Here is a 12,751-nt window from a genome sequence, read left to right as displayed (position 1 = left end):
GGCAACATGTCGGCATCCGCGTGGGCATTGGATGCCCACCCTACGTAATTTGCGACCGTATCCAACAAGAAGATTAGGTAACACGACCATGGCACTACTGCAGATCTCCGAACCCGGCATGTCGACCGCGCCGCACCAGCACCGGCTGGCGGTGGGCATCGACCTGGGCACCACCAATTCCCTTGTCGCGACCGTGCGCCATTCGATCCCGGAAGTGCTCTCCGACGAGGACGGCCGCGCGCTGCTGCCATCGATCGTGCGCTACCTCCCGAACGGCCACGCCAACATCGGCTACAAGGCCATGGCGGCCCGCACCACCGATCCCAAGAACACCATCGTCTCCGTCAAGCGCTTCATGGGCCGCGGCCTGAAGGACATCGCGCACGTCGAGAACCTGCCATACGATTTCGTCGATGGCGGCCGCGAAGGCGGTCACGGGATGGTCCAATTGAAAACCGTCGCCGGCGTGAAGTCGCCCGTGGAAGTCTCCGCGCAGATCCTGGCCACGTTGCGCCAGACGGCCGAGGATGCCCTCGGCGATGAGCTGGTCGGCGCCGTCATCACGGTGCCCGCGTATTTCGACGACGCCCAGCGCCAGGCGACCAAGGACGCGGCCCAGCTGGCCGGCCTGAACGTGCTGCGCCTGCTGTCCGAGCCGACCGCCGCCGCCATCGCGTATGGCCTCGACCACGGCAAGGAAGGCGTGTTCGCCGTGTACGACCTGGGCGGCGGCACGTTCGACATCTCGATCCTCAAGCTCTCCAAGGGCGTGTTCGAAGTGCTGTCGACCGGCGGCGATTCCGCGCTGGGCGGCGACGACTTCGACCAGCGCCTGTTCTGCTACATCACGCAACAGGCCGGCCTCGCGCCGCTGTCCGAAATGGACACCGCGACCTTGATGGTCAAGTCGCGCCAGGCCAAGGAACTGCTGTCGACGAACGAGGAGACGACGGTCGAGGCGATCCTGAAATCGGGCGAAGTGGTGCAGGTGACCGTCAGCGCGAAGACCTTCGCCGAGATCACCCAGCCGCTCGTCGCGAAGACGATGAACGCGGTGCGCAAGGCCATGCGCGACGCCGGCGTGTCCGTCGAGGACGTGGACGGCGTCGTGCTCGTCGGCGGCGCCACGCGCATGCCGCACATCCGCCGCGCCGTCGGCGATTACTTTAAGACGATCCCGCATGCGAACATCGACCCGGACAAGGTCGTCGCGCTGGGCGCCGCCATCCAGGCGAATCTCCTGGCGGGCAACCGCGCGGCGGGCGACGACTGGCTGCTGCTGGACGTGATCCCGCTGTCGCTCGGCATCGAGACGATGGGCGGCCTGGTCGAGAAGATCATCCCGCGCAACTCGACGATCCCGTGCGCCCGCGCCCAGGAATTCACGACGTTCAAGGATGGCCAGACGGCCCTCGCCGTGCACGTGGTGCAGGGCGAGCGCGAGCTGGTGTCCGACTGCCGTTCGCTGGCGCGCTTCGAGCTGCGCGGCATCCCGCCGATGGCGGCCGGCGCGGCGCGCATCCGCGTCACGTACCAGGTCGACGCGGACGGCCTGCTGTCGGTGTCGGCGCGCGAAACCCGCTCCGGCGTGGAAGCGGCGATCACCGTCAAGCCGTCGTACGGCCTCGGCGACGACGAGGTGGCGCGCATGCTGCAGGATTCGTACAACTCGGCGCAGGTCGACATGGTCGCGCGCGCGCTGCGCGAGGAACAGGTCGAGGCCGAGCGCATCCTGCTGGCCACGCAGTCCGCGCTCGATACGGACGCCGACCTGCTGAGCGCCGAAGAACAGGACGCGATCGCGGCACTGGTGCAGGTCGTGCGCGATGCGGTGAAGCGTTCGAACGATGCGGACGTCGCGGTCGATTCGCGCCAGAACGTGCTGCACGACGCCGTGCAGGCGCTGGCGCACGGCACCGAGGAATTCGCCGCGCGGCGCATGGACAAGAGCGTGCGCAAGGTGCTGGCCGGGAAAGCGCTCGATCAGGTATAACGCGGCCGCGTGCATGCATGGTGGGCACGGGGTGCCCCCCCTACGACAATACGAATATCGTAGGGTGGGCTCCCCGAGCCCACCAGAACGTTGGTCAGCCGCGCAAACGAACAAACACGAAGAGGTCAAGAAGTGCCACAAATCGTCATCCTCCCCCATCCCGTCTTCTGCCCCGAAGGCGCCGTGCTCGACGGCCAGAGCGGCAAGTCGATCTGCGACACGCTGCTCGAGAACGACATCGAGATCGAGCACGCCTGCGACCGCGTGTGCGCGTGCACGACCTGCCACGTGATCGTGCGCGAAGGCTTCGATTCGCTGAACGAGCAGGAGGAAAAGGAAGAGGACATGCTCGACAAGGCCTGGGGCCTGGAGCCGAACTCGCGCCTGTCCTGCCAGGCCATCATCGCCGGCGAAGACCTCGTCGTCGAGATCCCCAAGTACACGATCAACCACGCAGCCGAGAACCACTGAGCGCGACGGAGGACACCATGAAGTGGACCGATGTCACGGCCATCGCCGAGGCCTTGTACGAAACCTATCCGGACGTCGATCCGGCCACCGTGCGCTTCGTCGACCTGCATAACTGGGTCGTCGCGCTGGACGGCTTCGACGACGACCACGCGCGCGGCGGCGAGCGCGTCTTGGAAGCCATCCAGGCGGCATGGATCGATGAAGCAAGATAAAAAACCAGTCCCGACGATCTACGAACAGGCGCCGGAAATCAAGCCGGGCCAGTCGATCGAACTGCTGAAGGAACTGCACATCCTCACGCGCGACGGGAAGCTGAACCAGGACAGCCGCCGCAAACTGAAGCAGGTCTACCACCTCGTGCAGTTCATCGAGCCGCTGCTCAAGGACGTCGAGGCCCAGAAGGACGGGCAGGGCGCGACCGTGGTCGACCACGGTGCCGGCAAGTCCTACCTCGGCTTCATCCTGTACGACCTGTTCTTCAAGGGACGCGAGAACGGTGGCCGCATCTACGGCATCGAGACGCGCGAGGAACTCGTGCAGAAATCGACGGCACTGGCCGCGCACCTGGGCTTCCCGGGCATGTCGTTCCTGAACCTGTCGGTCGCGGAATCGACCGGGTCGGACAAGCTGCCGGCCACGATCGACGTCGTGACGGCACTCCATGCCTGCAACACGGCGACGGACGACGCCATCGATTTCGCGCTGAAGAAGCAGGCGAAGCACATCGTGCTGGTGCCGTGCTGCCAGGCCGAAGTCGCGACCGTGCTGCGCAAGAACAAGGGCCGCGACCTGGGCCGCAGCGCGCTGACCGAGATCTGGCGCCATCCGATCCACACGCGCGAATTCGGCAGCCAGATCACCAACGTGCTGCGCTGCCTGCAGCTGGAAGCGCACGGCTACCAGGTCACCGTGACGGAACTGGTGGGCTGGGAGCACTCGATGAAGAACGAGCTGATCGTCGCCACCTATAAAAACCTGCCGCGCCGCCGGCCCGCCGAGCGCCTGCAGCAGGTGCTGGCCGAAGTCGGGCTGGAAGAACTCTCCTCGCGTTTCTACACGGACCCCGCTGCGTCACGAGCGCAGGCGGCCGAATCGACCACCGATTGATGCCCACACCATGAGCGACCAACCAGACCGCTGGATCGACCTGCGCAGCGACACCGTCACCCAACCGTCCGCCGCGATGCGCGCTGCGATGGCCGGCGCGCCCGTCGGCGACGACGTCTACGGCGACGACCCCGCCGTGAACCGTCTGCAGGACTTCGCGGCCGAGCTGTTCGGCTTCGAGGCCGGCCTGTTCGCGCCGAGCGGCACGCAGACGAACCTGATCGCGCTGATGACGCATTGCGGCCGCGGCGACGAATACCTCGTCGGCCAGGAAGCGCACACGTACAAGTACGAAGGCGGCGGCGCCGCGGTGCTGGGTTCGATCCAGCCGCAGCCGATCGCCAACCAGCCGGACGGCTCGATCGCCATCACCGACATCGCCGCGTACATCAAGCCGGACGACATGCACTTCGCGCGCACCCGCGTGCTGGCGCTGGAAAACACGATCGGCGGCCGCGTGCTGCCGCAGGACTACGTCAAGGCCGCGACGGATTTCGCGCATGCGCGCGGCCTCGTCACGCACCTGGACGGCGCCCGCATCTGCAACGCCGCCGTCAAGCAGGGTTTGAGCCTGCGCGCGGCGGCGGCCGGTTTCGATACCGTGTCGGTGTGTTTGTCGAAGGGCCTGGGCGCACCGGTCGGTTCCGTGCTGCTCGGTCCCAAGTCGTTCATCGAGCAGGGCAAGCGCTGGCGCAAGATGCTGGGCGGCGGCATGCGGCAAGCCGGCGTCATCGCGGCCGCCGCGCACCACGCGCTGGAGCATAACGTCGAGCGCCTCGCCGACGACCACCAGAATGCGGCGGACCTGTCGGCCGGCCTCGCGCGCATCGAAGCACTGCGCGTGACGGCGCCGCAGACGAACATCTTCTACGTCGAGATCCCGGACGCCGCGTGCGCGCCCCTGCGCGAGGCGCTGGCCCGCCAGGGCATCCGTGCGTCGATCGGCCCGCACACGCGCCTCGTCACGCACCTGGACGTATCAAGCGCCGACGTGAAGAAGACCGTCGCCGCGTTCGAAGCATTCTTCCGCGACTGGAAAGCACAATGACCGACGAAGGAATCCGCCTCGCCAAGCGCGTGGCCGAAGCGGTGCCGTGCTCGCGCGCCGAGGCCGAACGCTATATCGCGGGCGGCTGGGTAACGGTCGACGGCGTCGTCGTCGAAGACCCGGCCACCCGCGTCACGGCGCCGCAAACTGTCGCGCTGCTGGCCGGCGCCGAGCCGGTCGACGTGGCGCCCGTGACGATCCTGCTGCACAAGCCGGCCGGCGTCGACGCGGCCGGCGCGCTGGCGCTGATCGCACCGGAGACGCTGGCCGCGACGGCGGGCACGCGTTTCCTGCGCCGGCACCTGGCGCGTCTCTCGATCGTCACGCCGCTGGAGCCGGAAGCGAGCGGCCTGCTCGTGCTGAGCCAGGACTGGCGCGTGACCCGCAAGCTCGTCGAGGATGGCGCGCGCATCGAACAGGAATACGTGGCCGAGGTGGCGGGCGCCATCGCGGACGACGGCCTGGCGCGCCTGAACGGCGGCATGCGCGTGCAGGGCAGGGCGACCGCGCCGCTGAAGGCCAGCTGGCAGAGCGAGGCGCGGCTGCGCCTGGCCGGCAAGGACGTCCGCCCGGGCCAGGTCGAGGCGATGTGCGCCGAGGTCGGGCTCACGATCAAATCGCTGCGCCGGCTGCGCGTCGGCCGCGTGGCGCTCGGCGCGCTGCCGAACGGGCGCTGGCGCTATCTGCTCGAGACCGAACGCTTCTGACTTGCCGGAAAGGCAACGCCTCCTGTACACTGCGCTGCGCGCGTCCGGCGCGACAGAGAGGATCGATGGATGACGTTCAGTAAGCTGCTCCTGCCCGTGCTGGCGCTGTGGACCGGCGCCGTTCTTGCCGCGGGCGTCGACCCGCTGGCGGCCGATATCGACGCGCGCGACGCGCTGCGCTTCGCGAATCTCATGAAGGATGGCGCCGTGCCGACGGCCGACGCCCTGCAGCGCGGTTATCTGGACGGGGCCGGACCCGGCGTGAAGATCTTCACCCCGGCGCCGCGCATCATCGATGCGCAACACCTGGCAAAGGCGGTCGCCGCCAGGCCCGACACCTACCGCTATGCGATCCGCGAATGCCTGCCGCAGTTGCCGGCCTTGCGCGGCGACCTGCGCGCGATCTATCTCGCGTTTGCCGGCCTGCTGCCGGACCGTCCGCTGCCCGCCATCGACGTCGTCTTCGGCGCCCACACGTCGGGCGGCACCGCCAGCAACGACACGCAGGTGATCGGCCTGGAGGTGACGTGTCCGCCCGGTACGACGCCGGAACAGTTCCGCACCACGATGCGCGGCTTCTTCGCCCACGAAACGGTGCACACCTGGCAGGACGACGAAACGCCGGCGGCACTGGCCGATCTCCTGCTGAGCCAAGCCTTGCGCGAGGGCGTCGCCGACTATCTCGCGACGCTGGTCACGGGCGCGATCCCGCATCTGGACCGCGACGCCTGGGCGCGCCCGCACGAAGCCGCGTTGTGGCAGGCGTTCCAGCGCGACCGCGCGGCCATCCGCGGCAGCGGCGACGGCGTGAACAAGCTGGTCGCCAGTCCCCACTTCCAGCGCTGGTTCGCGAACTGCGGTGCCGCGCCCGAAGGATGGCCGTGCGAGGCCGGCTACTGGATCGGCATGCGCATCGCCGAAGCCTACGTGGCGCGTGCCGCCGACAAGCGCGCCGCGCTGCGCGCACTGATCGAGTTGCGCGACCCGGACGCGATCCTCAAGGCCAGCGGCTATGGCGGCTAAATCGTTCAGGCCACGAAGCCCCCATCGATCGTCAACGACGCCCCGTTGACATACCCCGCCTCGGCGCCGACGAGATAGGCCACCAGCGCCGCGATCTCGGCATCCTGCCCCATGCGGCCGACCGGGATCTGGGCGCGCAGGTACGCCCGCACGGATTCGTCCGCGACGATCTCCGTCTCCGTCGGTCCCGGCTGCACATTGTTCACCGTGATGCCGCGCGGCCCGAGGTCGCGCGCCAGGCCGCGCGTGAGGCCGGCCACGGCCGCCTTGCTCATCGCGTACAACGCCACACCCGGGCCGCCCGCGCGGTCCGCCACCATGCTGCCGATGTTGACGATGCGCCCGCCAGCACCCATGTGCGGCACGGCCGCCTGCGTCGCGACGAACAGCGCGCGCACGTTGACGGCGGCGATGCGGTCGTAGTCGGCAAGCGTCGTCTCCGCCAGGTCCTTGTGGACGAGGATGCCCGCGCTGTTGACGAGGATGTCGATGCGGCCGAACTGCGCCGCCACGGCCGCGACGGTGCGCTGCAGCGCCTCGGCGTCGGCGCTGTCGGCGCGGATCGGCAGGGCGCGTCCGCCGGCCGCTTCGACGTCGGCCGCCAGCTGGCGTGCGCGGTCTTGGGCGCTGACGTACGTGAACGCGACGGTGGCGCCATCGCTCGCGAGGCGGCGGACGATGGCGGCGCCGATGCCGCGCGAACCGCCGGTGACGAATGCGGTCTTGCCGGTGAGGGAAGTCATGGTGGGCCTTTCTTGACTGATTAGTCCAAAATAGCGAAAAAAAATGACCGAAATTCGGGGTCAGAGCCCTTTTTGAGGCACGATCCTGGTGGCAAGTGTGCATGTCAATCGATGTGTTGTTCGTTTGCCGGCCCTATGCAACGCTGCCGACTTCGCGAATCGTTGTGCGCGGGACATTAATCGAAAACGGGCTCTGACCCCGAATTTTCGATTATACTGTCATTTTGGACTGATTAGTCAAAATAGAAAACGATGGCACGAACCAAGGTATTCGATCCGGCCGCGGCCCTCGAGGCGGCCATGCGGGTGTTCTGGGAACAGGGTTACGAGGGGACGTCGACCGACGACCTGCTGCGTGCGATGGGCATCGGCCGCCAGAGCCTGTACGACACGTTCGGCGACAAGAAGCAGCTCTACCTCGCCGTGCTCGCCCATTACACGGACACGGGCGGCGCGGACCTCAGGCGCAGGCTGGCGGCGGGACCGTCGCCGCTGGCCGCGCTCGACACATTCCTGCGCCAGCTCGCGGGCGCGGACGCCGCGCTGCGCGCGCGCGGCTGCCTCAGCGTCAACGCGGTGGCGGAATTCGGCCAGGCCGACGCCGACGTGCATGCACTCATCGAACGTTCGCAGCGGCTCACGGAAACGATCTTCGCGGAGGTGCTCGCGCGTGCGCGCCAGGCGGGCGAGCTGGCGGCCGGCATCGATCCGCCCGCCGCCGCGCACTTCATCCACACGGCCATCCGCGGTATGCGCATCAGCGCCAAGGCGGGCGCCAGCGCCGCGCAACTGGGCGCGACGGTCGATTTCGTCATCGCCGCGCTGAAGGCGCATGGCACGCCGGTCGCGGAAGTCTGACGGGTCAGTCGCCGGTCTTCGCGGCGGCCGCGATCAGGTTGTCGCGCAGGTGCACGACGGCCTTTTGCAGGGCTGGGAATTCTTGCGGGTCCAGGCCGGATGCGGCCACCGTCTGCTTGCCGAAGCCCAGTCCCCGTTCGCGCAGCGCGCGGCCCGCGTCGGTGAGGGAGAGACGGACATTGCGCTCGTCTTCCTTGTCGCGCTCGCGGCGCACATAGCCCATGCCCTCCAGCCGCTTGAGCATGGGCGTGACCGTGCTCGGTTCCAGGAACAGCTTTTCGCTCAGGGCCTTCACCGTCTGGTTGTCTTCTTCCCACAGCGCGATGACGGCCATGTATTGCGGATACGTGAGCCCCAGCGCGTCCAGCACGGGCTTGTACACGCGCGAGTAAGCGAGATTGGTGGAATAGATGGCGAAGCACATGAAGTCCGCCATGCGGGCGGCCTTGGCGCGGGTGTCGTTGTCGTTAGGCATGATTATCGAGAAAATTATCGTGATAACGATTATCGTACTTGAAATCGGCGAAATGCGCTGCTAGACTTCATGAAATATTTATCTCGATAATCATTATTTAGATAATCAATAACGGAGCCGACGATGAAACTGTATGACGCCGCCATCTCGTCCGCCGCCGCGCGGGTCCGCATCGCTCTCGCACTGAAGGGCCTCGCCGTCGAGCGCGTCCCCGTCGAGATCGTCGGCGCCGGTGCGGAGAACCGCCGGCCGGCCTACCTCGACGTGAATCCGCAAGGCCTCGTGCCCGCGCTGCTGACGGACGACGGCGTGCTGTTGACCCAATCGCTGGCGATCGTCGAATACCTCGACGAGGTGGTCCCGCAACCGCCGTTGCTGCCGCCCGACGCGGCGACGCGGGCGTGGGTGCGGGCGTTCGTGCTGGCCGTGCTGGCGGAGACGCATGCGATCGTGACGCCGCGCGTGATAAACCGTTTATCCAGTTTGCCGGGCGCCGACGAGACGACCGCGCCGGCCTGGCGCCGCCACTGGACGGAAGAGGGCATCGATGCGCTGGAAGCGCTGCTGGCGCGTCGCCACGCGGCCACGCCCAGCCACTTCTGCGCGGGCGACGCGCCCGGCCTGGCGGACGTCTTCCTGTTCCCGCAGGCGCTGAACGCCGGCCGTGTGGGCCTGCCGTTGGCACGCTGGCCGCACGTCGAGGCGATCGCGGTGCGCCTCGCGGAGATTCCCGCGTTCAGGGATAACGCGCAGGCCATATTGCAGCGGTAGGGTGAGGCGATTGATGCCGGGGCATCAATCACGTGCCCACGTGTCACGCCGACATATCGCAAACGCCCGCGTGGGCACGGGTGGCCACCCTACGACAACGTCAGCCCATCCCACGGCCACCGAATCATCGTAGGGTGGGCACCCCGTGCCCACGGTGCACGACGACAACGCCGGTTTAGCCACGGCCACCGAGAAATCGTAGATACCGTCTTGTGCGTCAAGCTTCACATGGCGTAATTCGGGTCATATGGCCTGCCTGAGTGCACAACACCAAAGCACAGGTGGGCCAGCTTGCGCATGCAGGCACCGATGACGGCCATCTTGGCCTTGCCTTTGGCGAGCAAACGGTCGCTGAAGGATTTGATGTGAGGGTTCCAGCGCCGGGCCACCACGGCTGGCATGTAAAGCAGCTTGCGCAGGTGCGATGGGCCAGCCTTGGATAGGCGAGGACGTTTATGCACCGACGAACCTGAGTCCCACTGTACCGGCACCAGGCCAAGATAAGCGGCCAGTTGCTCGGCAGTGTCGAAGGTTTTAGCGGCAAACAGCGCGGTCAGGTTACTCGAGACACGCTCGCCCACGCCAGGAATCGTCTCCAGCAGATCCTGCTTGTTGCGCAAATCAGGATCGTTGTCGATATGCTCTTCGATCATCTGTTCCAGACGCTTGAGCTCAGCCTGCAAAAACCTGAGCGACTGCATGATCGACTGCTTGACCTCGTCCGGTGATACACCGAAATCGATGGCCTCCTGACGGTTTTGTTCGCGCTGCAAATCATCGGCAACAGCGTCACGGCGCGTCAGCAGGGCTTTCAGGTGACGCGCAGATTTCGACGGCGGTTGCCAAGCTACGGGTTTCAATGTCTCGCCGTAGCGCGCCAGTACGGTACTGTCGGCTTTATCGGTCTTGTTCTTGACGCCCAGTCCTTGGGCAAACTGCCGCAGCTGGGCCGGATTAGCCAGTGACAGTTTCAAGCCCGCATCGGTCAGCGCCAGCGCGGCCGGTTCGTGATACACACCGGTCGGCTCCATGATCACATGCGCATCAGGCGCTTTGTTTGTGGCCAGCCATTCAATCAGTTCTTCGAATCCAGCCTTTGTGTTGGATAACGATTTGGACTTCAACTTGCCGTTCTTAGTATCGAGCAGCATGCAGTCCAGTTTTTTCTTCGAAACGTCTACGCCAAGATAAAACATTTGATCTTCCTTGTGTTCTTGATTTTCCCTATCCACTCCACACTCGCCTTGTACATGCAGGGTCAGAGCCCTCGGATACCGTCCAGTGTTCAGTCATGGGGTGGGGAGAGGTGAAGGGCCTAATCTACTCCACAAGGTCAACGCCTTCAGGGTGGGCACAAGCTGGTCTTCACCTCAGTTAGTGGTAGCTAATCACCAACACGCTCAAGATACAAGGGTGGGCGGCCTCCGCCCACGATGCACGGCCGACGTCCGTCATCGGGACAGCGTCAGCCGCGCTTCCAGCCCGCCCTCGGGCCGGTTGTTCAGGGTGAGCGTGCCGCCGAGGCTCCCCGCCAGCTGGCGCGCGATGGCGAGGCCCAGCCCCGTGCCGCCGGTGTCGCGGTTGCGCGATGCCTCGAGCCTGAAGAACGGCTCGAACACGGTTTCCAGCTGTTCGGCCGGGATGCCGGGACCGTCGTCCAGCACGCGCACGAGCACCGCGCCCTGGCTGTCGCGGCCGACGACGATGTCCGCGCTGCCGCCGTAGCGCAGCGCGTTGTCGACGAGGTTGCCGACGATGCGGCGCAGCGCTTTCGGGCGCGTCTGCACCGGCGTGCCGATGCGCCCTTCCAGCCGCACGGCGCTGCCGGCGTCGCGGTAGTCCAGCACGAGGCTGTCCAGTTGCGCGTCGAGGTCGATGGCGCGCGCCGGTTCCCGTTCGCCGTGCATGGCGCGCGCATAGCCGATGCCGTCCTTGACGAGGCCCTGCAGTTCCTCGAGGTCGGCGCGCAGCTTCGGCTGCTGGGCCTCGTCGTCCATCAAGTCCACGCGCAGGCGCATGCGGGTGATCGGCGTCTGCAGGTCGTGCGAGATGGCGGCCAGGATGCGCACGCGCTCGTCGACATAGGCGGCGATGCGGCGCTGCATGGCGTTGAACGCGCGCGCCGAACGCAGGACTTCGGACGGTCCGCGTTCCGGCAGTTCGACGGGACGCAGGTCGGGGCCGAGCGCGTCGGCCGCCTCGGCCAGCGCGCGCAGCGGCCGCACGGCCTGGCGCACCGCGAGCCAGCAGCACGCGGCAAGGATCGCCAGCTGCGCGGCCAGCATGTACGGCAGCCACGGTGACAGCGGCACGCCGCGCATCGGCTGCACGTCGATGGTCAAGGGCGATCCGTCGGACAGGCGCAGGTGGACCTGCATGCGCCCGTTGTCGCCGAGGCCGTTCACGGTGAGCGGGTAGCTGCGTCCGATGCCTTGCGCGATCGAACTCGCGATCTGGGCGGACAGCTTCTCGTCCGGCATCGCGCCGATCGTTTCGCCGGGACCGAGGATGAAGCGGTAGCTGCGCCGCGCGAGGCGGGGCAGCCAGGCCGGGCGCTCGGCCGCCGGCAGCAGGTCGAGCAGGGCGACGGCGCTTGCCACCTCGCGTTCCACATACCCCATCATCAGCTGCGTCGTGGCCTGGTCGCGCTCCGTGAACGTGAGCGCCACGGACAGCCCCTGCGCCAGCGCGAGCCCGGCGAACAGGATCAATGCCAGGCGCGCATACAGGCTGCGCGGCCATGGCGCGCGCCACCGCGCGTTCATGCCGTCCGGCCTTCCACGATCGTCACGTCGGACGAGAACACATAGCCCTCGTTGCGCAGGGTCTTGATGTAGCGGGGCTCGCGCGCCCCGTCGCCCAGGCGCTGGCGCAGGCGGCTCACGAGCAGGTCGATCGAGCGGTCGAAGAAGTCGCTGTCGTTGCCGTGCGTGAGGCCCATCAGCTGGTCGCGCGACAGCACGCGCTGCGGGTGGTCGAGGAACACGCGCAGCAGCCGGTATTCGGCGCCGCTCATCGCGACCTCGACGCCGTCCGCATCGAGCAGGTGGCGGCCGACCGTGTCGAGCCGCCAGTCGCCGAACGCGAGCAGTTTCGCGGCCTCCGTCACCTGCAGGTTCGGCGGCAGCATGCGCGTGCGGCGCAGCACGGCGCGGATGCGGGCCAGCAGTTCGCGCACGGCGAACGGTTTCGGCACGTAGTCGTCGGCGCCGAGTTCCAGGCCGACGACGCGGTCGGTCTCGTCGTCGCGCGCCGTCAGCATCACGATCGGGATCGCGCGATGCTTCCCCGCGCGCAGTTCGCGGCACAGGGTCAGGCCGTCCTCGCCGGGCATCATGATGTCGAGCAGGATCAGGTCGGGCGCCGCCTGCAGCAGCGCGTTCTTCATCTCGCGCCCGTTGGCGGCCAAGGTCACGCGCAGGCCCTGCTTTTCCAGATAGGCGCCGACCAGTTCGCGGATGCCGCGGTCGTCGTCGACGACCAGGACGTGGTCGTTCTCGTTCATGTTGTCTCCTTCGGTGGTTGCCGACGTAATGTAGCGCGGCCTACCGGCGT

General features: G+C 67.1%; 14 protein-coding genes. 9 read left to right on the top strand and 5 right to left on the bottom strand.

All coding sequences use genetic code 11. The annotated features are described in order from the left end of the window. Nucleotides 1–88 precede the first annotated feature (88 nt). The 7 genes from hscA to ACEN9Q_RS16710 all read left to right on the top strand — a co-directional run bounded on the left by hscA (nucleotide 89) and on the right by ACEN9Q_RS16710 (nucleotide 6,349). A complete protein-coding gene (gene hscA / locus ACEN9Q_RS16740) occupies nucleotides 89–1,993 on the top strand; it encodes a Fe-S protein assembly chaperone HscA (protein ID WP_495625352.1) in 1,905 nt (634 codons plus the stop codon). 132 nt (nucleotides 1,994–2,125) lie between these two features. Continuing rightward, entirely contained in the window at nucleotides 2,126–2,464 is a 339-nt protein-coding gene (gene fdx, locus ACEN9Q_RS16735) for an ISC system 2Fe-2S type ferredoxin (RefSeq protein WP_056442102.1), read from the top strand. Nucleotides 2,465–2,481: 17 nt separating this feature from the next. After that, a complete protein-coding gene (gene iscX / locus ACEN9Q_RS16730) occupies nucleotides 2,482–2,676 on the top strand; it encodes a Fe-S cluster assembly protein IscX (protein ID WP_056442104.1) in 195 nt (64 codons plus the stop codon). Next, a complete protein-coding gene (locus ACEN9Q_RS16725; RefSeq protein WP_495625351.1) occupies nucleotides 2,663–3,571 on the top strand; it encodes a class I SAM-dependent methyltransferase in 909 nt (302 codons plus the stop codon). Before iscX ends, ACEN9Q_RS16725 begins: the two co-directional genes overlap by 14 nt. Before the next feature lie 10 nt (nucleotides 3,572–3,581). Continuing rightward, nucleotides 3,582–4,619, top strand: a complete 1,038-nt coding sequence (gene ltaE, locus ACEN9Q_RS16720; RefSeq protein WP_056442118.1) for a low-specificity L-threonine aldolase — start codon at nucleotides 3,582–3,584, stop codon at nucleotides 4,617–4,619. Next, nucleotides 4,616–5,326 carry an RNA pseudouridine synthase gene (locus tag ACEN9Q_RS16715; RefSeq protein ID WP_495625350.1) on the top strand — a complete coding sequence of 237 codons (711 nt, stop codon included), beginning with the start codon at nucleotides 4,616–4,618 and terminating at the stop codon, nucleotides 5,324–5,326. The genes ltaE and ACEN9Q_RS16715 overlap by 4 nt, the downstream gene beginning before the upstream one ends. 69 nt (nucleotides 5,327–5,395) lie before the next feature. Further along, entirely contained in the window at nucleotides 5,396–6,349 is a 954-nt protein-coding gene (locus tag ACEN9Q_RS16710; protein WP_495625349.1) for a basic secretory protein-like protein, read from the top strand. Nucleotides 6,350–6,354: 5 nt separating this feature from the next. Here ACEN9Q_RS16710 and ACEN9Q_RS16705 read toward each other — a convergent pair whose 3' ends face one another. Continuing rightward, on the bottom strand, nucleotides 6,355–7,092 hold the full coding sequence (locus tag ACEN9Q_RS16705) for a 3-oxoacyl-ACP reductase family protein (protein WP_495625348.1): 738 nt from the start codon (nucleotides 7,090–7,092) through the stop codon (nucleotides 6,355–6,357). Between the two features lie 252 nt (nucleotides 7,093–7,344). On the opposite strand from ACEN9Q_RS16705, the gene ACEN9Q_RS16700 reads away from it, so the two are divergent. Further along, a complete protein-coding gene (locus ACEN9Q_RS16700) occupies nucleotides 7,345–7,950 on the top strand; it encodes a TetR/AcrR family transcriptional regulator (protein WP_082547998.1) in 606 nt (201 codons plus the stop codon). A 4-nt stretch (nucleotides 7,951–7,954) separates the two neighbouring features. Here the strand turns inward: ACEN9Q_RS16700 and ACEN9Q_RS16695 are convergent, their stop codons facing one another. After that, nucleotides 7,955–8,425: a MarR family winged helix-turn-helix transcriptional regulator gene (locus ACEN9Q_RS16695; RefSeq protein ID WP_056442132.1), complete on the bottom strand. Its 471-nt coding sequence runs from the start codon at nucleotides 8,423–8,425 to the stop codon at nucleotides 7,955–7,957. Nucleotides 8,426–8,548: 123 nt separating this feature from the next. Between ACEN9Q_RS16695 and maiA the strand changes: the two genes are divergently transcribed. After that, nucleotides 8,549–9,196 (top strand): maleylacetoacetate isomerase, encoded by a 648-nt coding sequence (gene maiA, locus ACEN9Q_RS16690; protein ID WP_495625347.1) that lies wholly within the window; start codon nucleotides 8,549–8,551, stop codon nucleotides 9,194–9,196. Between the two features lie 224 nt (nucleotides 9,197–9,420). On the opposite strand, the gene ACEN9Q_RS16685 is transcribed toward maiA, so the two are convergent. The 3 genes from ACEN9Q_RS16685 to ACEN9Q_RS16675 all read right to left on the bottom strand — a co-directional run bounded on the left by ACEN9Q_RS16685 (nucleotide 9,421) and on the right by ACEN9Q_RS16675 (nucleotide 12,701). Continuing rightward, nucleotides 9,421–10,392 carry an IS110 family RNA-guided transposase gene (locus ACEN9Q_RS16685; RefSeq protein WP_495625346.1) on the bottom strand — a complete coding sequence of 324 codons (972 nt, stop codon included), beginning with the start codon at nucleotides 10,390–10,392 and terminating at the stop codon, nucleotides 9,421–9,423. Nucleotides 10,393–10,647: 255 nt separating this feature from the next. Continuing rightward, nucleotides 10,648–11,961, bottom strand: a complete 1,314-nt coding sequence (locus ACEN9Q_RS16680; protein ID WP_056442139.1) for an ATP-binding protein — start codon at nucleotides 11,959–11,961, stop codon at nucleotides 10,648–10,650. Further along, on the bottom strand, nucleotides 11,958–12,701 hold the full coding sequence (locus ACEN9Q_RS16675) for a response regulator (RefSeq protein ID WP_056442141.1): 744 nt from the start codon (nucleotides 12,699–12,701) through the stop codon (nucleotides 11,958–11,960). Before ACEN9Q_RS16675 ends, ACEN9Q_RS16680 begins: the two co-directional genes overlap by 4 nt. Nucleotides 12,702–12,751 lie beyond the last annotated feature (50 nt).

Source organism: Massilia sp. Masssp93 (assembly GCF_059491295.1).
This window is presented reverse-complemented; position numbering and strand designations above follow the sequence as displayed.

Bases quoted from the DNA above. Each gene is read 5' to 3' on its own strand.
- hscA (WP_495625352.1), top strand. From the start codon at position 89: ATGGCACTACTGCAGATCTCCGAACCCGGCATGTCGACCGCGCCGCAC.
- iscX (WP_056442104.1), top strand. From the start codon at position 2,482: ATGAAGTGGACCGATGTCACGGCCATCGCCGAGGCCTTGTACGAAACC.
- ACEN9Q_RS16725 (WP_495625351.1), top strand. From the start codon at position 2,663: ATGAAGCAAGATAAAAAACCAGTCCCGACGATCTACGAACAGGCGCCG.
- ltaE (WP_056442118.1), top strand. From the start codon at position 3,582: ATGAGCGACCAACCAGACCGCTGGATCGACCTGCGCAGCGACACCGTC.
- ACEN9Q_RS16715 (WP_495625350.1), top strand. From the start codon at position 4,616: ATGACCGACGAAGGAATCCGCCTCGCCAAGCGCGTGGCCGAAGCGGTG.
- ACEN9Q_RS16710 (WP_495625349.1), top strand. From the start codon at position 5,396: ATGACGTTCAGTAAGCTGCTCCTGCCCGTGCTGGCGCTGTGGACCGGC.
- ACEN9Q_RS16705 (WP_495625348.1), bottom strand. From the start codon at position 7,092: ATGACTTCCCTCACCGGCAAGACCGCATTCGTCACCGGCGGTTCGCGC.
- ACEN9Q_RS16700 (WP_082547998.1), top strand. From the start codon at position 7,345: ATGGCACGAACCAAGGTATTCGATCCGGCCGCGGCCCTCGAGGCGGCC.
- ACEN9Q_RS16695 (WP_056442132.1), bottom strand. From the start codon at position 8,425: ATGCCTAACGACAACGACACCCGCGCCAAGGCCGCCCGCATGGCGGAC.
- maiA (WP_495625347.1), top strand. From the start codon at position 8,549: ATGAAACTGTATGACGCCGCCATCTCGTCCGCCGCCGCGCGGGTCCGC.
- ACEN9Q_RS16685 (WP_495625346.1), bottom strand. From the start codon at position 10,392: ATGTTTTATCTTGGCGTAGACGTTTCGAAGAAAAAACTGGACTGCATG.
- ACEN9Q_RS16680 (WP_056442139.1), bottom strand. From the start codon at position 11,961: ATGAACGCGCGGTGGCGCGCGCCATGGCCGCGCAGCCTGTATGCGCGC.
- ACEN9Q_RS16675 (WP_056442141.1), bottom strand. From the start codon at position 12,701: ATGAACGAGAACGACCACGTCCTGGTCGTCGACGACGACCGCGGCATC.